This is a genomic window from Burkholderia sp. B21-005, assembly GCF_020843965.1.
Taxonomy (GTDB): Bacteria; Pseudomonadota; Gammaproteobacteria; order Burkholderiales; family Burkholderiaceae; genus Burkholderia; species Burkholderia ambifaria.
The window spans coordinates 95,979-120,789 of the sequence record NZ_CP086302.1; the positions used below are offsets into that span (position 1 = coordinate 95,979).

At 67.0% G+C, this 24,811-nt stretch carries 22 protein-coding genes; 6 read left to right on the forward strand and 16 right to left on the reverse strand.

Annotation, left to right across the window (positions count from 1 at the left end; translation table 11 throughout):
* Positions 1 to 60: 60 nt before the first annotated feature.
* The 14 genes from LMA02_RS16855 to LMA02_RS16920 form a co-directional block, all read right to left on the reverse strand.
* A complete protein-coding gene (locus tag LMA02_RS16855; RefSeq protein WP_228908816.1) occupies positions 61 to 1,539 on the reverse strand; it encodes a hypothetical protein in 1,479 nt (492 codons plus the stop codon).
* Positions 1,536 to 2,903 (reverse strand): glycoside hydrolase family 71 protein, encoded by a 1,368-nt coding sequence (locus LMA02_RS16860; RefSeq protein WP_228908817.1) that lies wholly within the window; start codon positions 2,901 to 2,903, stop codon positions 1,536 to 1,538. Before LMA02_RS16860 ends, LMA02_RS16855 begins: the two co-directional genes overlap by 4 nt.
* Positions 2,900 to 4,189, reverse strand: coding sequence for a hypothetical protein (locus LMA02_RS16865; protein WP_228908818.1), 1,290 nt, complete (start codon positions 4,187 to 4,189; stop codon positions 2,900 to 2,902). Before LMA02_RS16865 ends, LMA02_RS16860 begins: the two co-directional genes overlap by 4 nt.
* Positions 4,177 to 5,352, reverse strand: coding sequence for a glycosyltransferase family 4 protein (locus tag LMA02_RS16870; protein ID WP_228908819.1), 1,176 nt, complete (start codon positions 5,350 to 5,352; stop codon positions 4,177 to 4,179). The genes LMA02_RS16865 and LMA02_RS16870 overlap by 13 nt, the downstream gene beginning before the upstream one ends.
* On the reverse strand, positions 5,312 to 6,406 hold the full coding sequence (locus LMA02_RS16875; RefSeq protein WP_228908820.1) for a polysaccharide pyruvyl transferase family protein: 1,095 nt from the start codon (positions 6,404 to 6,406) through the stop codon (positions 5,312 to 5,314). Before LMA02_RS16875 ends, LMA02_RS16870 begins: the two co-directional genes overlap by 41 nt.
* Positions 6,393 to 7,451, reverse strand: a complete 1,059-nt coding sequence (locus LMA02_RS16880; protein WP_228908821.1) for a glycosyltransferase family 4 protein — start codon at positions 7,449 to 7,451, stop codon at positions 6,393 to 6,395. The genes LMA02_RS16875 and LMA02_RS16880 overlap by 14 nt, the downstream gene beginning before the upstream one ends.
* Complete coding sequence (locus LMA02_RS16885) at positions 7,448 to 9,700, reverse strand: polysaccharide biosynthesis tyrosine autokinase (RefSeq protein ID WP_228908822.1); 2,253 nt, start codon at positions 9,698 to 9,700, stop codon at positions 7,448 to 7,450. Before LMA02_RS16885 ends, LMA02_RS16880 begins: the two co-directional genes overlap by 4 nt.
* A 25-nt stretch (positions 9,701 to 9,725) precedes the next feature.
* Positions 9,726 to 10,163 (reverse strand): low molecular weight protein-tyrosine-phosphatase, encoded by a 438-nt coding sequence (locus tag LMA02_RS16890; protein WP_228910039.1) that lies wholly within the window; start codon positions 10,161 to 10,163, stop codon positions 9,726 to 9,728.
* A gap of 47 nt (positions 10,164 to 10,210) precedes the next feature.
* Positions 10,211 to 11,263 (reverse strand): polysaccharide biosynthesis/export family protein, encoded by a 1,053-nt coding sequence (locus tag LMA02_RS16895; RefSeq protein ID WP_228908823.1) that lies wholly within the window; start codon positions 11,261 to 11,263, stop codon positions 10,211 to 10,213.
* A gap of 195 nt (positions 11,264 to 11,458) precedes the next feature.
* Positions 11,459 to 12,853, reverse strand: a complete 1,395-nt coding sequence (locus LMA02_RS16900) for an undecaprenyl-phosphate glucose phosphotransferase (RefSeq protein ID WP_228908824.1) — start codon at positions 12,851 to 12,853, stop codon at positions 11,459 to 11,461.
* Positions 12,854 to 13,241: 388 nt separating this feature from the next.
* Positions 13,242 to 13,562 carry an XRE family transcriptional regulator gene (locus LMA02_RS16905; protein ID WP_228908825.1) on the reverse strand — a complete coding sequence of 107 codons (321 nt, stop codon included), beginning with the start codon at positions 13,560 to 13,562 and terminating at the stop codon, positions 13,242 to 13,244.
* Between the two features lie 490 nt (positions 13,563 to 14,052).
* Positions 14,053 to 14,862, reverse strand: coding sequence for a TlpA family protein disulfide reductase (locus LMA02_RS16910; protein ID WP_228908826.1), 810 nt, complete (start codon positions 14,860 to 14,862; stop codon positions 14,053 to 14,055).
* Positions 14,863 to 15,150: 288 nt separating this feature from the next.
* Positions 15,151 to 15,741: a DUF4410 domain-containing protein gene (locus LMA02_RS16915; RefSeq protein WP_006749355.1), complete on the reverse strand. Its 591-nt coding sequence runs from the start codon at positions 15,739 to 15,741 to the stop codon at positions 15,151 to 15,153.
* 227 nt (positions 15,742 to 15,968) lie between these two features.
* Positions 15,969 to 16,973: a hypothetical protein gene (locus LMA02_RS16920; protein ID WP_228910040.1), complete on the reverse strand. Its 1,005-nt coding sequence runs from the start codon at positions 16,971 to 16,973 to the stop codon at positions 15,969 to 15,971.
* Positions 16,974 to 17,243: 270 nt separating this feature from the next.
* On the opposite strand from LMA02_RS16920, the gene LMA02_RS16925 reads away from it, so the two are divergent.
* Complete coding sequence (locus LMA02_RS16925) at positions 17,244 to 17,969, forward strand: class I SAM-dependent methyltransferase (protein WP_228908827.1); 726 nt, start codon at positions 17,244 to 17,246, stop codon at positions 17,967 to 17,969.
* 31 nt (positions 17,970 to 18,000) lie between these two features.
* Here LMA02_RS16925 and LMA02_RS16930 read toward each other — a convergent pair whose 3' ends face one another.
* Entirely contained in the window at positions 18,001 to 18,477 is a 477-nt protein-coding gene (locus LMA02_RS16930) for a GNAT family N-acetyltransferase (protein WP_175664438.1), read from the reverse strand.
* 131 nt (positions 18,478 to 18,608) lie between these two features.
* Here LMA02_RS16930 and LMA02_RS16935 point away from each other — a divergent pair, with 131 nt between their 5' ends.
* Positions 18,609 to 20,087, forward strand: coding sequence for a PLP-dependent aminotransferase family protein (locus LMA02_RS16935; protein ID WP_228908828.1), 1,479 nt, complete (start codon positions 18,609 to 18,611; stop codon positions 20,085 to 20,087).
* A gap of 54 nt (positions 20,088 to 20,141) precedes the next feature.
* Here the strand turns inward: LMA02_RS16935 and LMA02_RS16940 are convergent, their stop codons facing one another.
* Positions 20,142 to 21,179 carry an aldo/keto reductase gene (locus LMA02_RS16940; protein WP_228908829.1) on the reverse strand — a complete coding sequence of 346 codons (1,038 nt, stop codon included), beginning with the start codon at positions 21,177 to 21,179 and terminating at the stop codon, positions 20,142 to 20,144.
* Positions 21,180 to 21,308: 129 nt separating this feature from the next.
* Between LMA02_RS16940 and LMA02_RS16945 the strand changes: the two genes are divergently transcribed.
* From LMA02_RS16945 to LMA02_RS16960, 4 genes are all read left to right on the forward strand, one after another.
* Positions 21,309 to 22,196, forward strand: coding sequence for a LysR family transcriptional regulator (locus tag LMA02_RS16945; protein ID WP_228908830.1), 888 nt, complete (start codon positions 21,309 to 21,311; stop codon positions 22,194 to 22,196).
* A gap of 187 nt (positions 22,197 to 22,383) precedes the next feature.
* A complete protein-coding gene (locus LMA02_RS16950; protein WP_012365181.1) occupies positions 22,384 to 22,683 on the forward strand; it encodes an ArsR/SmtB family transcription factor in 300 nt (99 codons plus the stop codon).
* A 20-nt stretch (positions 22,684 to 22,703) separates the two neighbouring features.
* The gene (locus tag LMA02_RS16955; protein WP_228908831.1) at positions 22,704 to 24,056 is read left to right on the forward strand and encodes a pyridoxal phosphate-dependent decarboxylase family protein; all 1,353 of its coding nucleotides are present in this window, start codon (positions 22,704 to 22,706) and stop codon (positions 24,054 to 24,056) included.
* Between the two features lie 240 nt (positions 24,057 to 24,296).
* Positions 24,297 to 24,764, forward strand: coding sequence for a cupin domain-containing protein (locus LMA02_RS16960; protein ID WP_228908832.1), 468 nt, complete (start codon positions 24,297 to 24,299; stop codon positions 24,762 to 24,764).
* Positions 24,765 to 24,811 lie beyond the last annotated feature (47 nt).

Sequence of the window (24,811 nt, forward strand, 5' to 3'; positions counted from 1 at the left end):
CGCCGGCATAGCGCGGCGGAGCATGCGGTTCGGCAAGGCCGGACGTCGGGTCGGGGGAGACTATTCCCGAACCCGCACGCCATGCGTGCATGAGTCATACGCATCGCGGCGCGATCGTCGCGGTTGCCTGAGCACGAACGCCATCGGCAAGCCGAACAGCAGGATCCATCGCACCGTGTAGTACACCATGACGTTCGAGTCGAACAGAAAGAACAGGAACGGCAGCGGCCACATCACGGCCCGCAGCGGCAGCCATCTGCGAGAGCGGATGCCCGTGTTGTTTTGCACGACAAGCAGAATGGCGGGAATCGCAAACGCCAAAACGAATCCCGCGATGCCGAAGTTCACCAGGAATTCCCCCGGCATGCCGAACAACAGGGTTGTCTTGTCGAGCGCGGTGCGCTCGAAATCGCGCATGATCTCGGTTTTTTCCAGCGCGAACGTGTCGGGGCGATCATTCCACAGCGCACTCGGAACGATCGACGCGATCGCACCGACGAAGCTTCGCCCCATCGGGTACGTATAGGTCGGTTGCGCGACCGTATCGATCGCCAGTGCCTGCACGTCGAAGCGCGACAGATCCCGAAACAGGAACACGCTGACCGGCCCCATGCTCAACTCGAGATCGCGCTGCTCGGCAAACCGCTGCGACAGATTCGCGATGTCGTCGTAGCCGAGGCCGAATTTCAGCGGCATCAGCAGCAGGCCGGTCAGCGCCACGCCGGTACCGGCGATCCCGATCGTGCGCGGACTGATTCGCGCGATGAAGCTGTGATGGATGAACAGTGCGAACACCAGCACGAAGACGACACCCTGGCGACTCCCCGCGATGCCGGACGACAGCCAGCCCAGCACGCCGAGCTGAACGTACGCCATGGCCGTCAGCACGACGCTGCGGCGGCGTCGCATCATGAGGCAGACGAATATCCACAGCGGCGACGTGTTGGCCAGTGCCTGAATGACCCCCAAACCGCGAAACGGATCGTTGTCGGTGCCGGTTTGCTCGACGCGCGTGTCGTACAGCTCGACGATTCGTGCGTAACCGCCCAGCTTGACGTAGATGAACGCGAGCGCACCGAGGGACAGCAACGCGAACAGATAGGCGAGGCTGCTGACGCGCATGCCGGGTTCGAACCGCAATTCGGCGTTGCCGAGGCGGCTTGCGTTGACGTCGAGCGTCAGCTTGACGACCAGCACGCCGGCGAGGCTCAAGAAATACCAGAGTGCGACGGCCGGATCGTCTTGCGGCAACAGTCGCAGATAGATCTCGTCTACCGCCAGCAGTTGCCACAGCGGGAACACGCCGAGAATGAAGAACAGAAAGATCCGGAACCAGCGTACGGTCGGGGTTCTCGGACGAATGGCGGCGATCGCCAGCAACAGCGCGACGTTCAGTAGCAGCAGCACGCCATGCATGCGCTCGGTAATCAGCAGAGTCGCGACGATCGCGGCAAGCGCGCCGACGGCGAACGTCGTCCACACCATGTGCCGGTTGTCGCCTTTCCGGCGCACCTCGAGGTTCGAATGCAAGGAATTCATCGAGATTGTCCCTGGAGCGCCCAACCGCTGTAGTAGCCGTACTGGCCGCTGCCGCCGGGTTCTGTCACCGCCAGCTCGCCCGCACACTCGAGCACGACCCGCTCGTCGCGAACGATCGAGAAGGTCGGCGGCCCGGACGTGCTCGGAACATCGACGAACGAAATTCCGGCCGGTAGCGGCCGGCGGTCCTCGCGTGCGTCCTGGCCGATTGTCAGCCAAGCGGGGCCGGTCAGGAATACACACACGAAAATGCGATCGACGAGTGGCCCGTGCGGCATGCGCGGCGACCCGTATGTCGACGCCGGAGGGCCGTCGGCGGCAACTTCGCGTTGCCCGGCCGGACGCGGACGATAGAAAAAGAACAGCTCATCGCGCACGATCGGCGGTTCGCTGCCCGTCTTGAACCAGCGGATGTAATGACGCGACGCGCGCAGATAGCCTTCGTGGCTCAGGATCGGGCCGAAGCGTGCGTCATACACGCTGGCCTGCAGGGCTCCCCCGGTCGGCGCGACATACGTCGATTCGGCCCAGTCGTTCCAGGTCACGATCTGCACCCAGGTCGCGCGGGACTCGATCGCCGCGCGCCATTCCTCCGCCATGCCGGCGAACCCGCGCGTCTCGAACGCGCGATAGTTCGTGCCTTGCGGCAAACCGCGGTAGTACGGCGTCACCGGCGCCATGAAGACCTTGCCGGCGTTGCGCAACGCGGGAGCCAGTGCGCGCGTGGAGCGGGCCAGCAGCGACGGTGCGCCCGCCGCACCGAAATAGAAATAGCCGTCCGCGGAACGGATTTTCCCGACGATCTCGGCCGCCACGTTTGCGTCGATTTCCCGCTCCCCGGTGCTCGGAGACAGATGCGGGACAAAATACGCACCGAGGCGTCTGGCGGTCTCGATCAGCGATCGTGCGCCGGTGCCGTGCCGCCCGCCCAGCGCGTACGCGGACAGCACCGATCGTCCGTCCACCGTCAACTGCGCACGGCGTCCGCGAACCGTCCGGATGATGTCTGCGAGTTCGTCCTGTGCGTTGCCGTCGGCGGACACGAACAACTTGAACGCCCCGTCGAACCGGTCGGCCGCGTCGTAGATCGTCTCGACCCGCCGCTTGTAGTACGGCTCGGAAGCGTGCCACCCGCCGCAATTCAGTGCGAAACCGTCGATGCCGGCCGCCATCGCGTCACGCATTTCCTGCGCATACTGGTCGGGGCCGGCCGTCTTTCCGCCTCTCGGCCAGGCCACCATGTAGTGTGCGAAAACCTGGCGAGTGCCCGGCGCGTCGCTCGTCTCGCGGGTACGCGCGCGAAGCAGCCCGCCCGGGGCCAGCGCGGTCGCGACCGTCGTCGTGATGAAGGATCGTCGTTTCATGGCTGCTCCCGGCCGGCGGTCGCCGGACGCGGCGCGGCGGGCGTGGCGTGACGCGTCAACAGGACACACGACGACGACAGGATGACGAACGCCGCCGTGCCGACGCCGCAAATCGCGCCATAGGCGCCGAACTTCCAGCCGAGTGCCGCGACCAGCGCGAGCGTGAGGACAGCCTCGAACGACGCCATTTTCACGAATGCGCGCCGGCTCCGCGCATACAGCCACAGCGACAGGATCCTGCAGAGAAACACCAGGCAGGCGCCCAGCAGCACGGCGAACACGAACGCAAACTGACTGGCCCGGCTGCCGAGCGAATGCACCGGAAACAGCCGCATTTCCAGCAACGCGTACGATGCGGCGGCCAGAACGACCAACCCCGCCAACAGGCTCGCCGCGAGCTTGCGCGCGAACCCGGCCCCGCCGATCAATCGAAGCGCCTGCCCGCCGTTTCCGCTGATCGCCAGCGAAACCGATTGTCCGAAATTGAAGGCCAGATTGTTGAAGCCTTTGGCGACGCGATACAGCGCGGCGCCGGCCGGCCCAGCCACGGCAGACACGATCAGCACATCGAGGTGCTTGGCACCGGACAGCACCGCGTTCGCATACCAGCTGCTCAGCATTTCGCCGCGCGCCTGCGCGATAAAGTCGCGATACCAACGCAGCCCGCCGCGCACGGTCCGCGGATATCGGCTCGGTTCCGGGCCGGTCGTGCCGCGGCGCGTCACCCACAGGTAGGCAGCCAGCAGCAGCGCGCCATACACGGCCTCGACCAGCAGCAGCAGATCGGGAAGATGGCCGCGCAAGCCGTGGTATTCGGCGAGCACCGCGATGACAGCCAGGCGCGAAAGCGCCGAGATCGTCGAGATGACCAGCACGACGCCATTGCGCCTGGTCACCCGGAAGAATCCGAGCGCAAAGTGCGACAGCCCGTAACAAACGGGCGCGAGGACGAGCATTGCGCTCCAGTTCGGCAGCGCGATCGAGCCGGTTCGGCCCAGCAGCGCGCAGGCCAGACAGAACAGCACGGTCGAGCCGAATGCGCTGAGGCAGTCGAGCCGAAGCAGGTTCGGAAACCGCGCCCGGATGCGATCGATCGTATAGATGCGCGCGGACCCGAAGTTGAAGGCGTCGATGGCAACATAAAACAGGGCCAGCAACGCATACGAGCGACCGACGAGCACGGGGTCGAGGAGATGCAGCGCCAGTGCCGCCACGACGAAATTCACCAGGGCCGGCAATCCGGTGCTGGCGACGACATGGATCAAGTCGGCGTTCAGGCGGCGCATCGCTCGACCAGGTAACGGCAGTACGCGTCGTACTTTGCCTGCAGCGCCGAATGGGAAAACGCGGCGGCTTTCGCCTGCTGCCTGATGCGCATGTCGACGAGCTGGGCGCGGTCGCGGGCGACCGCCTCGACCGCGCCCACGATCGCGTCGACCGAGCCGGCCCGGATCACGTCGCTCGCAGGCAGCACTTCCGGTATGCCGCCCACGCCGGTTCCGAGCACGGGCGTGCCGACTGCCATCGCTTCCAGCATCGCGCGCGGCATCCCTTCCTGAAGCGAAGGCAACACGAACAGATCGTGTTCGGCGACGGTCGCGCAGGCCGTCTCCGACGATACCTGTCCGCGGAATGCGACGACGTTGGCGATGCCCAGCGTATGCGTCAGCGCCTCCAGTTCCCCGCGCAACGCACCGTCGCCGACGAGCGTCAGGACGACGGCCACGTTCTTGCGCTTCAGGCGCGACACGGCTTCGAGCAGCGCCACGTGTCCCTTGCTCCGGTTGTGCATCATCGAGACGTTGATCAGCCTCAATGACCCGGACCGCGCGAGCGCGTCGGGGTCACGCGCCGCGAAGAGCCCGTTCGGCAGGAAGGCGTCGCTGAAGCCGAACGAATCGGCGCGCGAGCGCGCCGGATACTTCGCCTGCAAATAGGTTTCCGTCACGTATCGCACGCTTTGCGCGCGCCGCGCGGCGAGCGCGGTCGAGCTGCAGTGGATCCATTTCGCGACGCCGCGCAACGGATGGGTCGACGCACCCTTGCTGAAGTAATCCTCCGGATCGGCAACGATCTCGGCCGAGAACGGCTTTCTCGTGATCCAGCACAGCAGGAGTGCAAGTGTTGCCACATTGCCCGGAAAGCGGATCATCAGTGTTTGCGCGCTCCGGATGACGCGGAACAGCCGTACCGCCGTACGCGGCAAGCCAGTCAGCCAGCGGCGGCCGCGAATTGCGCCCAGGTCGACGAACGACGTGCGCGGCCCGGTGACGACGGAGCCGATCGGCCGGGCTTTCGGAAACGCGCGTGCGACGATCCGCACCGCGTCGAAATGCGGCGCGAACCGGTTCGCGAACTTCTCGTGGCCCATATGAGGACTGTAGATTTCGTCGCCGATGCGCGAAAAATTACCGTCCATCACAAAGGTGATTGAACTGCTCGATTTCATGACGAATCCTTTCGATCATCTCGTTGTAGCGCGTCGCGTCTGCCGTGCGCAGCGCCTGCCAGTACGTGCTGTCGTCGTGCGCAAGCTCGCGAGCCAGCGCGGCGACGCGGCCTGCGTCGAAGTCGCTGGCGTGCACCGCGTAGCGCGACAGGCCGAGGTCGTCGCATGCAGCCTGGCCTTTGCGCTCGTACGCGATATGAATGCTCGGCACGCCGGCCAGCACGCTTTCGAGGCTGCCGTGCAGCCGGACGGAGACGACCACCGGGCGCTCGCGCGCGACGAGCGTCGCCAGATCGTCGACCTGCCCGACGCCGAACGTGTCGCGATAGAACGTGTCGTCGCCGTTTCCGCGGCCGCTGCTTTGCAGCGCGAATCCCGCGTCCGGCAGCAGCTTCGCGACGCAACGCAAACGGGTGACGTAGTCGTCGCGATACGGCTTGCCCTTCAGGTCTCGGAACACGAACCGGATCGGGCGGGGATGTTCGGCAGTGCGTTCCGCGTCCGGCTGGCTGCGCGGTGTCCGGCCGATCTCGAGCACGACGAGGTCCCCCGTGCGAATGCCGTGCGGGTGTGCAAGCTCATCGACGCTCTGGCCGTCGCGCAGGAACACGACGTCCACGCAACGCCGGACCAACGCCGCCAGCAGGGTGCCCGGCAGCGACTTCAGCGGACCGATGCTCTGCGGCAGATAGATCGATCGCTTCGAGCGCCGCAACGCCGCGCAGGCCAGCTGGCTGCCGTGCGCGACGAGCGATTTCCAGCCTTCCATGCCGCTGGACGCGCGCAGGTAACCGCCGCCCACGCCGAAGAACAGCGCCGGCCTCGCGCGGCCGAAGCGGCGCACCGATTCGATGCAGAAACGGGCCAGCGACCAGAGGCGGATGTTCGTGTCGTCGAGATAGCCGCGGAACGATGCGGGATCGAGGCAGACGATCGTGACGACGCCGTCGATGCCGGCGGCGCGGATCGCCTTCAGGCTCAACTTGACCAGCAGGCCATCGCCGCTGTTTCGCGAGCTGTATGCGTGCAACAGATAAACGTCAGGCTTGTTCATAGATCCGCATCAGCGATTTCAGGAAATGTTCCTGCCTGAAGGTCTGGTCGAACACGTGCCGGGCGTTCTCACCCATGCGCCGGCATTTGTCGACCGTCAGGCGGTTCAGGTTGTCGGCGAGGCATTGCCCGGTGAGCTCGGTGAGGATGATCCCGTTGTAGCCATGGATCACCTGCTCGGGCAGCGAGCTTTCGCCGGAGACGACGAGCACCTTGCCGGCGCGCATCGCCTCGATCGGCACGAGTGCGAGCCCTTCCCAGCGGGACGGCACGATCACGACGTCCATCGCCTGCATGGCGTTCTTCGTCGCGGCTGCATCGAGCCAGCCGTGGTAGACGATCCGGTCGTCGCCGGCCCGCTCCGTGACGCCGCCGCGTACCGCCATGCCGTACACGTTGATCTCGATGTCCGGCTTCAGCGCCGGCACCGCGTCGAGTACGACGTCGAAACCCTTCTGGTAATCGAGGCGGCCGAAATAGCCGACGCGTATCGTCGAGCTGCCGGACGGACGATCAAGGGCGGTCCTGGCCTCGTCGCCGGCAATGCCCGTGTAGACGAGGTCGACCTTCGACATCGGCAGCCGGTACTTGCGTGCCGCTCGCAACTCGTCCAGCGACATGCAGACGATCCGGTCGCAACGAGTCGCCAGCAGGCGCTCGGTCAGCGCATAGCCCAGCCGCGTCACGGGGCCGACGTCCTTCTTCAGAAACGCCCACGCGTGCGGGGTGTACAGGACCTTCGCGTGTCGATGGCGGAGCAGGCGCACGTACACACCGGGGAACGTGCTGTGGCAATGGATCACGTCCGGGCCGATGGCCTTCAGCAACGCGCGGATCTCGCGCGCGACCCTGGCGATGCGCGCCGGATGCCGGCTCGACCGGTATCCGATCAGCGTCAGCCCTTCGACGCCGGTCGTGCCGGTCATCTTGTCGGGATCGCAAATCAGCAGGACTTCATTGCCCATCGCGATCTGCTCGCGCGCCAACGCGCCGACGTAGGTGGCAATACCGCCTACCCAGGTTTCCACGACGTGCACGATCTTCATGTCGTCTCCCGCTCGCGCGTTGCCGGCGCGTCCTTCGCTTCGGTCGCACCATACGGCGCATATCGATACGCGCCGTATCGGGTGCGATAGCCGAAGGCACGGGTATCGATGCCGTTGAAGAGGACGCCGAGCAAGCCCGACGAAATCCTGTTCAGCTGCTTCGCCGATTCGGCGATCTCGTCGATCGTCGTTTGTCTCGCTCGGGTCACGAGGAAGATCGTTGCGCAGTGCGGCGCCAGAATGCTGGCGTCCGACACCGCGAGCACCGGCGGCGTGTCGATGATCACGACGTCGTAGACGGCGCTCATCTCGTCGAGCAACCGGGTCGTCGATTCACCCAGCAGCAGCTCCGATGTGGATTGCGAAGCGGCGCCCGTCGGGATGAAGTCCAACCCCTTCGAGACGTCGCGCCGCGTGGCGTCCTGCCACGAGACGCGGCCCGTCAGCAGGTCCGATAGCCCGGGTGCGCTCGGCACGCCGAACGAATCGTGCAGATGACCGCGCCGCATGTCCGCGTCGATCAGCAGCACGCGATGGCCGGCGGCGGCCATCACGGCCGCCAGGTTGGCCGACACGAAGGACTTGCCGACACCGGGGCTCGGCCCTGTCAGCAGTACCCGGTTGTTGTTCGCGTCGAGCAGGGTCAGGCCGAGGGCCGTGCGCAGGCTTTTCAGGCTCTCGATGGCGGCGTCGGAGGGGGCCTCGTTGGCCAGCAGCGACGGGATGTACCCGCGCCGCGCGGCCGTTGCGGCGGCGGCCCGCTGCATCGGCGAATCGGGGATCGTGCCGTAGACGTTCAATCCGGTGCGGCGCTCGATGTCGCCCGCGTCCTTCACACCGCCGAACAGCGCTTCGCGCGCGACGGCCGCCGTGACGCCCAGCATCACGCCGAGAATGGCGGAGAGCGCGAGAATCAACGCCTTGCGCGGTTCGACCGGCTCTTCCGGGACGGGCGCGTTGTCCACTTCGCGAACGTTGCCGACCTTGCCGGCCGACACCAGCCTGAGCTGCTGGATATTGTTCAGCACGCCGACGTACATTTCGTTGCCGACTTCGACGTCGCGTCGAAGCCGGAGTTCGTCCTGTTCGATATCGGGAAACGCGCGCAGGCGCGCCGACAGCCCGTCGATCTTCTGCTTCGCGCCATCGATCTGACGATCGAGCGCCTGCATCTCGGGATGGCCGGCCGCGAATCGGGTCGACGCCTCCGCGCGCTTTTGCTGCAACGCCAGCAGCGTCGCCTGGGTTGCGATGCTGTCCTGCAGGTAGGCCTGCGCCTCGATGCCGAGGTCGAACGTGCCGCGCTTGCGCCGCATCGCGTTGTATTTCGCTTCGGCCTGTTCCAGGTTCTGTTTCAGTTGCGGCGCGACGTTCTCGAGGAACGCGAGGGACTTCTCCGCCTCGGCCGATTTTCGCTTGACGTTCTGGGCGACGTACGCCGTGCCGATCGTATTCAGGATGTTCGCCACCGTGTCGGGGTCTTCGCCTTTCAGCGACACGTTGATGACGTTGCTCTGCTTGCGAATCTCCGACACGGTCAGGTGTTTCTGCAACTGCTGCAGCGTCTTCAGTTCGGAATGACGTTCCACCCGGAACACCGCGCCCGGTCGTGCATGGAGTGCATCGACACGGATCCGGAACGTGCCGCCGGCCTGCGTCGATTCGACGAGCTGCCCGAGCGCGCCTTCGATCGGCTGGCCGAGATCGCTGTTTTCCAGCCGGAAGCGGCCATCGGGCAGCGCCGTCAGGTCGAACCGGTCGCCCTCGAAGGTTTTCGGAACGTCGAACGTGCCGATATCGATCGACTCGGTACCCCAGCCGTATCCGCCGAACCCGAACAACCCGGGCCGGGACAGGCCGTGTGCGCGCGCGGCGATCGCCGTGCCGATCAGCGGGAAGCGCTTCGGCGTCGCGTCGATATACAGGCGCAGGTTCTTGACGGCATGGCCGACGACCATTCTCGACTGGAGGATCTCGATCTCGGCCGCCGCCTGGATCTTGCCGTCGAAGAGCGACGACACGCTCCCGAGCAGGGAGTCGGCCGCCCCCGTGCTGTCTTCGACCTGAATCAGCAGATTCGACGCGTAGATCGGGCGCGCCAGCAACGCATACGCCGCGCCCGCGGCAAACACGACCGCCGCGATGCCGGCCACCAGCCAACGGTTCGTCAGCAGCAGATCGACATACCGCACGAGTTCCGGCTCGTCGCCCAGGTCTGCTTCGGGTAACGGGTTGGGTGCTTTGTTCATGGAAATTCCGTTCATCATTCGATGCTCATCTCAGTGCCTGGATCTTCGGCACCCACGCGTTCACGCCTCGGTCGATCAGGGAATAGGCATGCCTGAACGCATCGATCGGCTTCAGGTACGGATCCGGCACATCGATGCCGTTTCGTCCGTCGAGCTGGAACACGCGCCCCAGCGAAAAGGGATGGCGCACCACGATCTCGCGCTGCTGGCCGGCTTCCATGGTCAGGACGATGTCCGCACGGCGAACCAGTGCCGCGGTGAGCTGCTGCGCGCGATGCGCGGAAATGTCGATCCCGGCTTCGGCCGAGACGGATGACGCGAGCGCGTGCGCCGGGGCCCCGACGAGTGCCGACGTGCCGGCGGAGACCACTTCGATACCCGGCAGTCGCGACCGCAGCAGCCCCTCGCCGATCGGGCTGCGGCAGATGTTTCCGGTGCAGACGACGAGAATGGTTCGAATCATTTTTCCTCCGGCTTTTCTCTTGTGAATGCCGTATCGATGGCTTTCGGTCATTTCGTGACGATCGCGCCCGTCAACCCGGCATTGATCGCCGGCAACAACAGATTCAGCACGCGGCTGAACCGGACGAGGCTGTTGCTGTCCACGTAGACGACATCCTTCGGCTGAAGGTCGAACTGATTGGCGAGCACCATCGCGACGGGCGAGCTTGCGTCGAGGTGGAACACGCGCGGCGCATCGCCCGACGCACCGCGGATCACATAGAGTTGCGCGGTATCGGCGCTCGCGCTGTTGAAGCTGCCTGCCTGCGACAGCGCGTCGCTCAGCGTCAGCCGGCCCGTGCGCAACGGCAGCGCGGTAACCGGGCGGGTCACTTCGCCCATCACGTAGACGCCGTTCTCCTCGCGCGGCAGCACGCGCAACAGATCGCCGTCGCGCAGCAGCAGGCCGGCGGGATTCGTGCCGCGCGCCAGCATGCCGGGCAGGTCGAGCGGATACGAGACGCCGCCGCGCACCAGCACGAGGCGGCTCTGATCGGCCGCCGGCAGGAAGCCGCCCGCGCGGCCGACCGCTTCGTACAGCGTCATCGGCACGTCGTTGACCGGCACCGTGCCGGGCGTGCGCACCTCGCCGTCGACATGAACGTGCTTCGCGCGGAACGACGCGACGCGCACCGTGACCTTCGGCGCGACGAAGTAGCGTGCGAGCGCGGCCGAGATCGCGCGGCGTGCGCCGTCGACGGTCAGGCCGGCGACCGGCACGTTGCCGGCATAGGGCACCTGCACGTTGCCCGCATCGTCGATCACGAACCCTTGCGGTGGATCGGACGGCCGCACATTGGTCTGCTGCAACGGCCCTTGCGCGATGGTCAGCTCCGGGTGGTCCCAGACGGTCACCTGCAGCACGTCGCCCGCGCCGAGCGTATAGGCGGCGGGGCGGCCGAGCAGCGCATCGGACTGGTTCGCGTCGGCCGCGTGCGCGTCGGCCTTCAACTGGCGGATCAGCGTCGCGTCGATTTCGGCGATCGGTACCGGCGGCGTCGCGGCAGGTGCCGGCGCGTTGCTGTTCGAACCAGGCAGGCTGGTCGTGGCAGGCATCTTCATCCCGGGCGCGAGCGCACAGCCCGACAACACCGCGCAGCAAAGCACGCCGACGCACGCGCGCACGGCGCCACGCGCAGGCGACGGAGCGTTCGCGGACGTGCGATGGCGGCGACCGCCGAAGGATCGGAAGAGAGATAACTTCAAGGTGGAGCCTATTCGGACGTGTGAAGCGGGTGGACGATCTGCATGCGGCGCTCAGTACGCGTTCTGATGACCGAATCCGTGCAACACCGTCGCACCGATGATTCGCAGATCGAGCGCGAACGACCAGTTGCGCAGGTAGTAGAGGTCGTACTCGACGCGGGACTGCATGCTTTCGAGTTGTTCGGTCGCGCCGCGCAGCCCGTTGACTTGCGCCCAGCCGGTGATGCCGGGCTTGATCCGGTATCGGTGGATGTAGCCGTCGACGAGCGTGCGGTACTGCGCGTCGTGCTCTACCGCATGCGGGCGCGGGCCGACCACCGACATATCGCCGAACAGCACGTTGACGAACTGCGGCAGCTCGTCGAGGCTCGTGCGCCGCAGGAACGCGCCGACCTTCGTCACGCGCGGGTCGTTGCGCGTGGCTTGCGCGACCGTGCCGGCTGGTTCGACATGCACGTGCATCGTGCGGAACTTGTAGATGTCGAAGGTCTGGCCATCCGCGCCGCGCCGCTTCTGCGTGAACAGCACGGGGCCCGGCGACGTCAGCTTGATGGCCGCGGCGACGACGAGCAGCAGCGGCATCAGCCCGACCAGCACGACGGCCGCGAACGCACGGTCGAAGATCGCCTTCGCGAACCGTGCACCGCGCGACAGCGGCGGTGCGGCCAGCGAGATCGCCGGTTCGCCGAGTATGTCCTCGACACGGCTGCCGAACAGCGCATGCTTGCTGACGTCCGGCATCAGGCGCAGTTCGACGAAATCGTGACGGAATTCGTCGATCACGCGCGTGATCGTGGCGTCGTCGTCAAGCGGCAGCGCGATCCAGATCTCGTCCACGCGTTGGGTGCGGGCAAGGGCGGCGAACGATGCAAGATCGGTGGCGACGAAAGCGCCTTCGCCGAACGTGGCCGCGTGCTCGGTCGTGCGATACGCGCCGACGAACCGGTAGCGCGACGCGCCGGCCGTGTCGATCGAGTCGGCGAGGCGCTCGAGCCATTCGCCGCCGCCGACGATCGCGACGCGGGACGGCGTGCACGGCACATGCAGGCTGCGGTGGCGTGCGACGCTCAGCCCGACGCGGAACACGGCAAGTGCGATCGCGACGCCGAGCGTCCAGCAGAAAAGCCACGCCAGCAACGTCAACGTGACGGGCGTCAGCGAGATCATCGTCAGTAGAACGAAGCCTTGAACGACAAACCAAAGCGCGAGTGTGCGCAGCGCGTAACGCGTGGCCGGACGCGTCCGGCCGTCGAGGCCGATGTCGGCCAGCCGCAACGTGAACGCCGCGAGCAGCGCGCTGACGCAGATCAGGATCCATTCGGTTCGGAGTGCGGCGAGATTCCACATCGAACCTCGGTGCGTGATTCCCGCGACGACGATGATAAGGAGGACATCGACGGCGCATATAGCCCTTGTTGCGCTACCTTTTTCCTGCTTGCGTTTCATACTATGTTCATTCGGCTTGATGCACGGTCAATCCGGTGTTGCGGCATGGACTGATCGCTGGCGTATCGGGGCGAACCAGATCTGACATCGATATTTAAAAATGACAGTTGGCAAGGAAGAAACCGAGTTTATGGGGGGGGCCATCTCGGAACCATCAGACAACGTGTCGTCCGCCGAAGAAAACAGATAGGACAAGTACTATTTCGTTGCGCGTGCCTAGGCGGTGAAACAACGAAACGTCGGGGTAGGGGCGAGGGGCGGGCGGGGTCGATGTAAGACCCGTCCGATGAAGATCGGTGTCGTCTACGCTTCTAATACGAGCGTTTCATTCGACACGGAGTACTGAAAAGGCGTGGTGCGGATTGCCGTGAGGCGGACGCGGAGGTCGTCAGACCGACACCGTGATACCTGCCGAACGCGACTGCCCCGCAGGCCGCACGACGATCTCCACATGCTGGCCAAACGACACCAGCGTGTGCATCAGCAGATCCAGCGAAACGTTCCGGATTCTCTCGCGCTGCTCCCGAGTGACTACTGGCCGCGCCATCTCGGCCAGTGCCGCAGCCTCGGCCTCGCTCAGGCCGCGCGACACAATCAACGCGTTGAGCTTGAGCACGAGCGCGGACTTGGCCGACAGTGTGTCGGCATCGTCGAAGTCGAGATCGAACGGCGCGGTGTCGGGGTGTCGGCGTGAGTCGCTGTAATTCATTGCGCGTCCCCCGTGATCACCTGCCGGTTGTGCGTCACCTCGATCCGGAAACGAACCCGTGCGATATGATTCGCGTCAGCCATGGCTAACTCCTGCTTTGAGTTGGTTGTGGTCAGTGGCCCGCAGGTGTTGGTGCACTTGCGGGCCGCGCCCGTTTACGCAGCGGATATCGATCATCCCGTCATATGATTTGCATGACGAAATGATCTGATATTCCACGCGAAAACGTGCAACCACTCTAGCCGAGGTTGGCCGCTGTCAGATGCTGATTAGGTGCGCTTTCATTGGCGCGGGTCGTCAGCCGATGCCTTGCTTGCCCGCCGCCCAATGATTTCGGGTCAGCCAGCGCTGGCTGGCCGAATCGTCACTTCGTTGAAGATGTGTCAGAAACCGTGTCGGTCGAACGCTTCGGCACGTCGGCCGCACGTCGCACGAGGAGGTCATTCGCGTCGTGCCGATAGCGTTCGAACCTGTGCGCCAAGCGCGTCCGTCAGGGGTGCAAGCCCGCGCGCACGGTGTCCTTCAGCCGCGCGGCGGTGATCTCGCCCATGTGCGATTCGACGAGATTGCCGTTCGCGTCGAAGAACAGCGTCGTCGGCAGCCCCCGCGAACCGTAGGCCTTCATCGTATGCAGCGTGCGATCGAGCAGCACATGATCGAACCGCAACCCCTTCCGTTCGAGGAACGCGCGCACGGTCTGCGCGTCTTCGCCCTGGTTGACCATCAGCACCGTGATGTCCGGATGATCCTGCTGCGCCTGCGCGAGGATCGGCATTTCACGTTGGCACGGCGGGCACCAGGTGGCCCACAGATTGACGACGACGGGTTTGCCGGCAAAGCGCTGCGGTGCGACGGGCGTCGCGTCGAGCGCTTCGAGCCGCATCGCGGCAAGCTGCGGCGCATTGTGCTGCAACGTCGCGAGCGTGCCTTGCGCGATGCCCCACGCGGCGAGCCCCGCCAGCATGCCGGCCAGCACCGGGCGACGCAGCGCGGGCAGGCGGCGCAGTCGCCAGCCGGCGAACACGAGCGCAGCGGCGACGCCGATGCGCCAGTCGAAGCCGCCGTCGCCGAGCGCGACGATCGAGCGCGGGGCGGCTGAATACTCGGACCACCATTGACCGACGTAACCGACGCGCGCGGCGATCAGGCCAAGCAACAGCGTGTCGAGGATCAGGCTCGCCGCGCTCTTGTGCTGGCCGTCCGGCGGGCGGCGCTGCATGAAACGGGCGACGAGCCATGCGATCAGCGCGGCGGCGGCTACCGCGACGACGCGGATCGAGAAGGGACCGATGCTCAGCATGGAAGCGAGACGATGAGGATGGAGGGGCGACCGGTGAAAACGGCACGGTCGAATGGCATGTCGAGTTTCGACCCGACACCGTGCGCGGGGTTCCCGCGGCGGCCGTGACGGCGCGTGTCACCTCCGACGATCCGGATTCCTCGGACGGGCACTCCTCACCGGGCGGCGATTTCTTTCGTGATGCCCGATGAAGTGCGTCGGGCGACGAACCGGCAGCGTCGCCCGACGATGCGCACGGCGACTGCCGCCCGGCGGGCCGTGATTGCGCGATCCGCCGGGCGTCGGACCTTACAGCTTCTTCGACGTGTCCGGTGCCGTGTCAGCCTGCTTCGCAGCCGTTGCCGGATCGAGCGTTGCGAGCGTCTGCTCGGTGAATTTCTCGTACAGCCAGTCCATGCGCATGCTGTCGATGCCGGCGATGCCGCCGAGCGCGTACGACGCCGACACCTTGAAGCGGTCGACCGGATGATTGTCGGCATCGACGAGCGTCACGGTGCCGTTGACATGATCGTTGCCCGCCATGAATCCGAACATGACCGCGGAAAAGCTCGATCGCACGCGAATGCCGGTGACTTCGACATTCAGGTGCATCGCATCGGTGGAATCTGCGTTGGCGAGCAGTTTGCGTGCGTCCAGTGCGCTTTCGATTTTCTCCTGCAGTTTCTTCGCGTCGAACTTCAGGTTGTCTTTCAACTCTTCCCGCGCGGTATCGTCGAGCGTGACCTTCACGATCACGGGTTTCGTGCCGAAGTGGGTCGTCGATGCGGTCACGGGTGCCCCCGCCGAATTGCTCGTATCGCGTGTCACACTGCTTGCGCAGCCCGACAGGAAGCCGATGGTCACCAGTGCCAGAGCGGCATGACGGAAAAGAGATTTCATGATTTGGTCTTTTGATTGGGGTTATTTGAACAGGCTTGGTAGCCGGAACTGAATCTAACATGGGGCGATTCGATTCAATTCATCGAATTGACGGGAACGATCGAGAATCGGTTCGGCATTTGTTCACCGGGGCACCGACGTGCCGATGAATGATCCGCGGCGCGGTGAGCGATGACGAGTGCCGGAGATTGGCCGTTGCTATCGCGGCGCCGGCGATTGATGCGCGATTACCGTCCGTGGCCGGATACCGCACCGCCCAGCCGATACGCGGTAAAGAACTCGTACCACGGCGTACCTTGCGCGACCGGCACGCCGAGCGCCGACGTGCGCTGCTTCAACGCGGTGAACACGTCGTTGATGCGCGCGGCCTGCGCGGCATCGCCGAACGGATGCGGCTTTGCCCGGCCGGCCGCGAACGCGCCGTAGGCGATCGCGAGCAGGCGCGCGCTGTCGTCGATCGAGAAGATCGAGCGGTTGATTGCTTCGACGAAGCGCGGCCGGTCCGCTTCACGCGATGCGGCGATGCACTGAAACACGATCGCCGACACTTCACGCAGGTCGTTCATACGCAGTAATGCGGGCAGGCGCGCGGCGATCCGGTCGGCCGGTTCGTCATGCAGCGCGGCGCCGAAGTCGAGCACGGCGGCCATCGGATTGCCGTCCTGCTTCACGCGATCGAGCGCCGACGCAGACGACGCGGCCGCCGCTTGCGCGTCGTCGCCGGGCGCGGCCCGCAGCACGTCCGCCACTTGCTGCCGCCACTCCGGAAAAATCATCCGCACGTTGCCGAACTGCTCGCCGCCTGACGCGGCCGGATTCCACCGGTAGACGATCGTGCCGCCGTGAATGAATGGCGAATACAGGTGCTCGGCCGTTTGCGGCAGCGGCTGCCGGTTGATCGGCAGCCACGCGAGCGTCAGCCAGTCGTAGCGGCCGGTGGCGGGCACCGACGGGCTGGAACTCGCGACGACCTGCCAGGTGCCGCGGTTCGCGTAGCGCCGGCGTGCATCGGGCACCGCGACGGTCTGCTGTTTCGCGGTATCGAAGTAGGTGGTGCCGGTCACGGTTTCGCCGCTGTCCGGGGCCGGCGTGATGGTGGCGATGACCCACGATGCACCGTCGGCCGACCGATAGTCGGCGGGCTGCAGCGTGGCGACGTCGTGCACCATGCGCGTTTCGGCGGCGACGGGGCTCGGCGGGAGATGGGCGGGACCGGCGACGATACTCGGCATGGACATCCTTCGGAATCGGGTGCGTATCGGCGGATGGTGCGATACGCGGCGGCGCATGGTGTTGCTCATAACTGTAGGACGCCGTGGCCGGAAACGGAAACCAGCCGAGGTGGGCTCCGGCGACGCCGGCGACGGCAGCGACGCCAGCGGCTCCAGCGATGCCAGCGATGCCAGCGGCCCGGGCAGCGCAAAGCCGCGCTCACGCGCTGCGCCGCTTCGGCTTACCATGCGCACCTGGGCCAGCACGACCCACCCCGACCGGGAGCGAACATGACCGACACGAAAGCCATTACAGCGCACTGGACGCACGTCGCCGACCAATGGATCGACTGGGCCGGCAGGCCGGGCCACGATGCCTTCTGGAAGTATCGCGAGGGGCTGGCCGCCTACCTCGGCCGCGGGGCCGGCCGCGCACTGGAGATCGGCTGCGGCGAGGGTCGCGTGAGCCGCGAGCTGAAGGCGCTCGGCTACGACGTGACCGCGAGCGACGCGGTGCCCGCGATGCTCGACGCCGCGCGTCGCGCGGATTCCGCGCACCGCTACGCGCTCGCCGACGCCGCATCGCTGCCGTTCGATCCGGCCAGCTTCGATGTCGTGATGGCATACAACGTGCTGATGGACCTCGACGACATGGCCGCCGCGCTGCGCGAGGCGCGCCGCGTGCTGAAGCCGGGCGGGCTGCTGTTCGTGTCGCTCGTGCATCCGTTCCGCGATCGCGGCCGTTTCGCGGGGCCGCAACCCGACGCGCCGTTCGTGCTGGAAGGCACGTATTTCGGCAGCGAGCATTTCGAAGGCGTGGAAACGCGCGACGGGCTGTCGATGCACTTCGCGGGCTGGTCGCTGCCGCTTCAGGCCTACATGGATGCGCTGGAGTCGGCCGGCTTCGCGATCGTGTCGCTGCGCGAGCCGCCGCCCGACCGCGCCGACACGGACACGCTGAAGCAGTGGTCGCGCGTGCCGCTGTTCCTGTGGATCAAGGCGCGGCCGCTGGATTGAAGCCGTCGCGGCCGCGCTGTGTGCGACACGATCAGCGCGGCAAGACCTTCCGATAGATCACGAATCCGCTCTTTTCCGCGACCGTGTCGTAGAGCCGCATCGCCGTGTGATTCGTTTCGTGCGTCTGCCAGTACACGCGTTCGGCGCGATGTGCCTGCGCGGCGTCGTACACGGCTTCGATCAATGCGCGGCCCACGCCCTTGCCGCGTTCGCTATCGAGCGTGAAGAGATCCTGCAGATAGCAGGTCGGCCCGGCTAGCGTCGTGCTGCGGTGATACAGGAAATGCACGAGCCCGACGAGCCGGCCGTCGCGTTCCGCGACACGCGCATGCACGGGCTCGTAGCCGTCGAAGAAGCGCGACCACGTGAGCTGCGTGATCTCGCGCGGCAGCGCGGTGTCGCCGAAGCGGCCGTAGAAGCGGTTGTAGCCGTCCCACAGCGGCAGCCAGTTGTCGAAATCGTCTTCCCGCACGGGGCGTACGGTCAGGCCGGCGTCGGTAGCGTTCATGGTCGCGAACCTCATCGATGATGTTGGAATGAAGCGTTGCCGACGCGGCCGGCAACGGGAGCAGACCGCTACGATAGAAAGTTCGTGGCACCATGTGTAGACCCATGACATCTACACATTCTGGAGCCACGATGGATTACGCCGTGTTGCTGTCGACCTTCGAGCGCGAGGCGGGGCCGCATGCGGCCACGCGGATGTCGCAGCAGCAGCGGCTGTACGCATGCCTGCGCGATGCGATCCTGGGCGGCCGGATCGCCGAAGGCGCGCGGCTCGCTGCGTCGCGCACACTCGCCGACGAACTCGGCATCGCGCGCAACTCGGTGCTGTACGCCTACGAGCGGCTCGCGTCGGAAGGGTTCGTGACCGGCTCGCGACAGGGCACCGTGGTCGCGCGGATGGGACTGCGCGGGTCGCGGGTCGCCGCCGCGGCGCCCGCCGGCGATACGACGGTGCTGTCGCGGCGCGTCGCGCGGGCCGAGCGCGCGACGAGCGGCCTCGACGAGTCGCTGCCGTTCATGCCGGGCGCGCCGGCCGTCGACGAATTCCCGCTCGCGCAGTGGCGGCGCTGCATCGAACGGGCATGGCGAACGGCGGGGCCGGCGCAACTCGGCTACCAGTCGGCCGAAGGCGATGCGGTGCTGCGCGACGCGATCGCCGGCTATCTGCGTGCGTCGCGCGGCGTGCGCTGCGACGCCGCGCAGGTGATCGTCACCGACGGCACGCAGGGCGCGCTCGACCTGTGCGCCCGCGCGTTGGCGGACGCGGGCGATGTCGCGTGGATCGAGAACCCCGGCTATCAAGGTGCGCGCAACGCGTTTCTCGCGGCCGACCTGCGTGTCGAACCGATCGGCGTCGATGCGCAGGGGCTCGCGCCGCATCCGGACGACTGGCGCGATCGTGCGCCGAAGCTCGTCTACATCACGCCGTCGCATCAGTATCCGCTCGGCGCGGTGATGAGCCTCGAACGGCGGCTCGCGCTCGTCGCCCATGCGCGCGCGGCCGGCGCCTGGATCGTCGAGGATGACTACGACAGCGAGTTCCGCCACCACGGCACGCCGCACGCGGCCGTGCAGGGACTCGCCGACGATGCGCCCGTGATCTATCTCGGCACCTTCAGCAAGGTGATGTTTCCCGCGTTGCGGCTCGGCTTCATGGTCGTGCCGCCCGCGCTGGCGCAGCCGCTGCGCGACGCGGCGGGCGCGCTGATGCTGCAGGGCCGCGCGGTCGAGCAGCGCGCGCTCGCGGATTTCATCGACGCGGGGCATTTCACGCGGCATCTGCGGCGCATGCGGCGCGTCTATGCGGAGCGGCGCGACGCGTTGCACGATGCGCTGGCGCGGCGGCTGAGCACGCGGCTGACGGTGTCGGGCGGCGCCGGCGGCATGCATCTGTCCGCGCGGCTCGACGTGCCGGTGGCCGACACGGAACTGAGCCGCGTCGCGCAGGCGCGCGGGCTGATCCTGAGGCCGCTGTCGTCGTTCTGCATGCCGGGCACCGCGCACGGCTACAACGGGCTCGTGCTCGGCTACGGCGGCGTGCCGGCCGAGCGGATGGACGCGCTCGCGCGCCGGATCGGCGAGATGATCGACCGCGTGCTGGCCGCGCGGTGACGGCCGTCGCGCCGCGTTCCGATGGCGTCGCGGCGCGACGGCGCGCGGCTGCGCTTACCCGCGCATCGGCGGATTGACGCGCGCGAACGCGTCCTGCCGGCGATACGGGAAGTACGGATACGGCGCTTCGACCGCACTCGCCGCATCGAGCTTCGCGATCTGCGCGTCGGTCAGCGACCAGCCGACCGCGCCGAGGTTCTGGCGCAGCTGTTCCTCGTTGCGCGCGCCGACGATCACCGACGACACGGTCGGCCGTTGCAACAGCCAGTTCAGCGCGATCTGCGGGACGGTCTTGCCGGTTTCCTCCGCGATCGCGTCGAGCGCATCGACCACGTCGTACAGCCGCTCGTCGTCGACCGGCGGCCCGAAGCCGGCCGTGTCGTGGAGGCGGCTGCCTTCGGGCAGCGGCGCGTTGCGGCGGATCTTGCCGGTGAGCCGGCCCCAGCCGAGCGGGCTCCACACCAGCGCGCCGAGGCCCTGGTCCGCGCCGAGCGGCATCAGGTCCCACTCGTAGTCGCGGCCGACGAGCGAGTAATAGACCTGGTTCGCGACGTAGCGCGACCAGCCGTGCCGGTCGGCCGCCGCAAGCGACTTCATGATCTGCCAGCCGGCGAAATTCGATACGCCGATGTAGCGCAGTTTGCCCACGCGCACCAGGTCGTCCAGCGTCGACATCACTTCCTCGACCGGCGTGGCCGCGTCGAACGCGTGAAGCTGCAGCAGGTCGATGTAGTCGGTGTCGAGCCGGCGCAGTGCGTCGTCGACCGCGCGGATCAGTCGCGCGCGCGACGTGCCGGCGTCGTTCGGCCCGTCGCCGGTCGGCAGGCCCGTCTTGGTCGAGATCAGCACCTGGTCGCGCCGTCCGTGGATCGCGGCGCCGAGCACGCGCTCGGAGGCGCCGTCGGAATACACGTCGGCCGTGTCGAACAGGTTGACGCCGGCTTCGAGGCAGATATCGATCAGGCGGCGCGCTTCGTCGACGCCCGTGTTGCCCCATGCGCCGAACAACGGGCCGGTGCCGCCGAACGTGCCTGCGCCGAAGCTCAGCACGGGAACCTTGAGGCCGGAGCGGCCGAGCGTGCGGTATTCCATGTCGTGTGCCCTCTCTTGATCGGAAGCCGGCGCGAATGGGCGCCGGCAAGGTGGATCCTCACTCTAGCGCTTGCGGTTCAACCGGATAATTGGGCAGACTTCGAAAATATCATTCGGAGAAAGCGAAGAATGCTGCTCGATAACCTCGCGCTGTTCCTGCGCATCGTGGAAAAGGGCGGGCTGGCCGCGGCCGGCCGCGAGGTCGGCTTGTCGCCGGCCACGGTCTCCGAGCGGCTGGCGGCGCTCGAGAGCCATTACGGCGCGGCGCTGCTCACGCGCACGACCCGCGCGATCAGCTTGACCGACGAGGGCCGCACGCTGGTCGCCGGCGCGCGGCGCCTGCTTGCCGAAGCGGACGAGCTCGAAAGCCGCGTGCGGCTCGGCGCGCAGACGCTGTCGGGCCCTGTGCGGCTCAGCGCGCCGGCCGACCTCGGGCAGGCGCGCGTCGTGCCCGTCGTCGACGCGTTCCTGGCCGAGCATCCGGGCGTCACGGTCGACCTGCATCTCGGCGACGGCTACGTCGACCTCGTCGGGCAGGGGCTCGATTTCGCGATCCGGCGCGGCACGCTCGCGGATAGCACGCTGCGCAGCCGCTCGCTCGGCCGGTCGCGCCGCGTGGTGTGCGCCGCGCCCGCCTATCTCGCCGCGCACGGCACGCCGCGGCATCCGGACGAACTCGCCGCGCACGACTGCATCGTGATGCGTTTCGGGCAGGAGCTGTATGCCGAGTGGCCGTTCCGCATCGACGACGCACTGAAGCGCGTAATGGTGCGCGGCCGGCGCGTGGCCAACGACGGGGCGCTCGTGCGCGCGTGGTGCGTCGCGGGGCACGGGATCGCGCTGAAGTCGCTGCTCGACGTCGAGCAGGATCTGGCGTCCGGCGCGCTCGTCGAGATCCTGCGCGACTTCTCGCCGGGCGAAGTCGACCTGCAGATCGTTTATCCGGGCGGCGCCGCGCAGCCGCGGCGCGTGCGGGCGCTGATCGAGCAGCTGGCGCAGGCGCTGGCAGCGGGATGATCGCAACCGGATCGCGCCGCGCCGGATGCCTTCCCGTGCCGGCCTCGACGTGATGACGTCGGATCCGATGCGGTAGCGGACGAAGCCGCTGCCAGCACGACAGCGAACGCAAAAACCGCCCGCCGGACCGGTTGTCCACGTTTCGTCATTTAGCTAATATTCAAAACGTCAAACGAAACCACAACCCATGGACGACGTCACCCGCATCAGCGCACTGGCCAACGAAAGCCGTCTGGCCGTGATGCGCTGGCTCAAGCAGCCGCGCGAGCATTTTCCGCCGCAGCCGCACGGCGACTTCGACGAACTCGGCGTGTGCTGCACCTACATCACCGAGAAGCTCGGCATCGCACCGGCGACGACCACACGACACATGCGCATCCTCGCGGATGCCGGGCTCGTGCAGGCGACGCGCGTCGGCAAGTTCACGTACTACAGGCGGATCGACGATGCGCTGCATCAGTTGGGCCGCGATCTCCTGCAACTTTGACCTTCACCGAGACAATCGACATGGATGAACTCGCCCTGCTGGCCGACGCCGACCGGCGCGCGCATGCGTATCTCGCCGCGACGGACGAACGGCGCGCGTATCCCGACGCGGCCGCGCTCGCCGGTCTTGCGGCTTTCGACGAGCCGCTGCCCGACACGGGCCGTCCGGCCGACGACGTGCTGCGCCTGCTCGACGAGCGTGGCACGCCCGCGACCGTCGCGTCGAACGGCCCGAACTACTTCGGCTTCGTGATCGGCGCGACGCTGCCGGCCGCGGCGGCGGCCGAGCGGCTGATGCTCGCGTGGGACCAGTGCGCGTCGTCGTTCGCCAATTCGCCGGTGGCCGCGACGATCGAGCGGCAGGCCGCGCGCTGGATCGTCGACGTGCTCGGGCTGCCCGAGGGCAGCGCGGTCGGCTTCGGCACGAGCGCGACGGCCTGCACGCTCGTCGCGCTGGTCGTCGCGCGGCGTGCGCTGCTCGCGCGCAAGGGCTGGGACGTCGACGAGGACGGCCTGATCGGCGCGCCCGAGGTCAAGGTGGTGGTCTCCGAACTCGTGCACGTCACGGTGAAGAAGGCGCTGCGCGTGCTCGGCTTCGGGATGAAGCGCGTCATCGTCGCGCCGGTCGACACGCACGGCCGCATCGATCCCGCGCAATTGCCGCCGCTCGACGACATGACGATCCTCTGCGTGCAGGCCGGCGAAGTGAACACCGGCGAGTTCGATCCGTTCGCGGCGCTGATTCCGCCCGCGAAGGCCACCGGCACGTGGGTGCACGTGGACGGCGCGTTCGGGCTGTGGGCGCGCGCGTCGTCCAAGCGCGCGCTGACCAACGGCATCGACGGCGCGGACAGCTGGACGACCGACGGCCACAAGTGGCTCAACACGCCGTACGACGGCGCGATGGTGATCTGCCGCGACGCGGCCGCGCTCGCGACAGCGATGAACAGCGACGCCGTCTACCTGAGCGGCGCGCAGGACGCGCAGAAGAACCTGAACCTCGAATTCTCGCGGCGCGCGCGCGGCATTCCGGTGTGGGCCGCGCTGCGCGCGCTCGGCCGCGCCGGCGTGGCGACGATGATCGAGCGGCATTGCGCGCAGGCCGCGCGCGTCGCGGATGGCCTGCGCGCGGCCGGCTACGACGTGCTGAACCGCGTCGTGCTGAACCAGGTGCTCGTGCGCGCCGGCACCGACGACGAGACGACCGCGATCCTTCAGGCCGCGCAGGATTCGGGCGATGTGTGGTTCGGGCCGACCGTGTGGCAGGGGCGGCCGGCGTTCCGGATCAGCGTGTCGTCGTGGCGCACGGAGGACGAACACATCGATCGTCTCGTCGCGTTGCTGACGAAGCTGCGCGGCGTGCACGTGGGCTGAGCGGCGGCGGCGCGCGCGACCCTGGCGCGGCGCTTGCATTGCGCATGCGTCGCCAATCCACGGAAGAAGCTGTCTCGTGGCGGCTCAGGCCGGGTAGCGGTGCGCGGGGTGTGCGGGTGTGCGCCGACGCGCGCATACGCGGTTCTCGTCCGCGGGAAAATGCCGGACAATAGCGCGGCATGCGCGCCGCGCCGGCCCGGGCGGCCCGTTCAACCGCTGCATCACGCTGACGAGATCCCCATGTCCACGACACCTCCCCGGGAACTGCTGAAAGCTGCCGACATCGCGAAGATGGAACCGACGCGCGCGGTGCATTCGCTGAATCCCAATGCCGTTCGCCTCAAAAGGCAGCTCGGCGACCTGACCGGCCTCACGCAAATCGGCGCTCACCTGCTCACGCTGATGCCCGGTCACGAATCGGCCGAATATCATCGTCACCTGTACGAGGAAGAATGCGTGTACGTGCTGTCCGGCACCGGCACGGCCACGATCGGTGAACGCGCTTTCGACATCGGGCCGGGCGATTTTCTCGGCTTTCCGCGCGGCGGGGATGCACACACGTTGCAGAATACCGGCGACGTGCCGCTGCAACTGTTCATCGCCGGCCAGCGCCTCGAACACGACGTGTGCGAATACCCGAGAATCGGCAAGCGGCTTTACGTCGCCGGCGAACTCGAAGATTTCGTCGATCTGCCGAAACGGCCGTAGACGGCACGCCTCCGCATCGGCGTCGCCGCGCTTATGATGCGGGAACG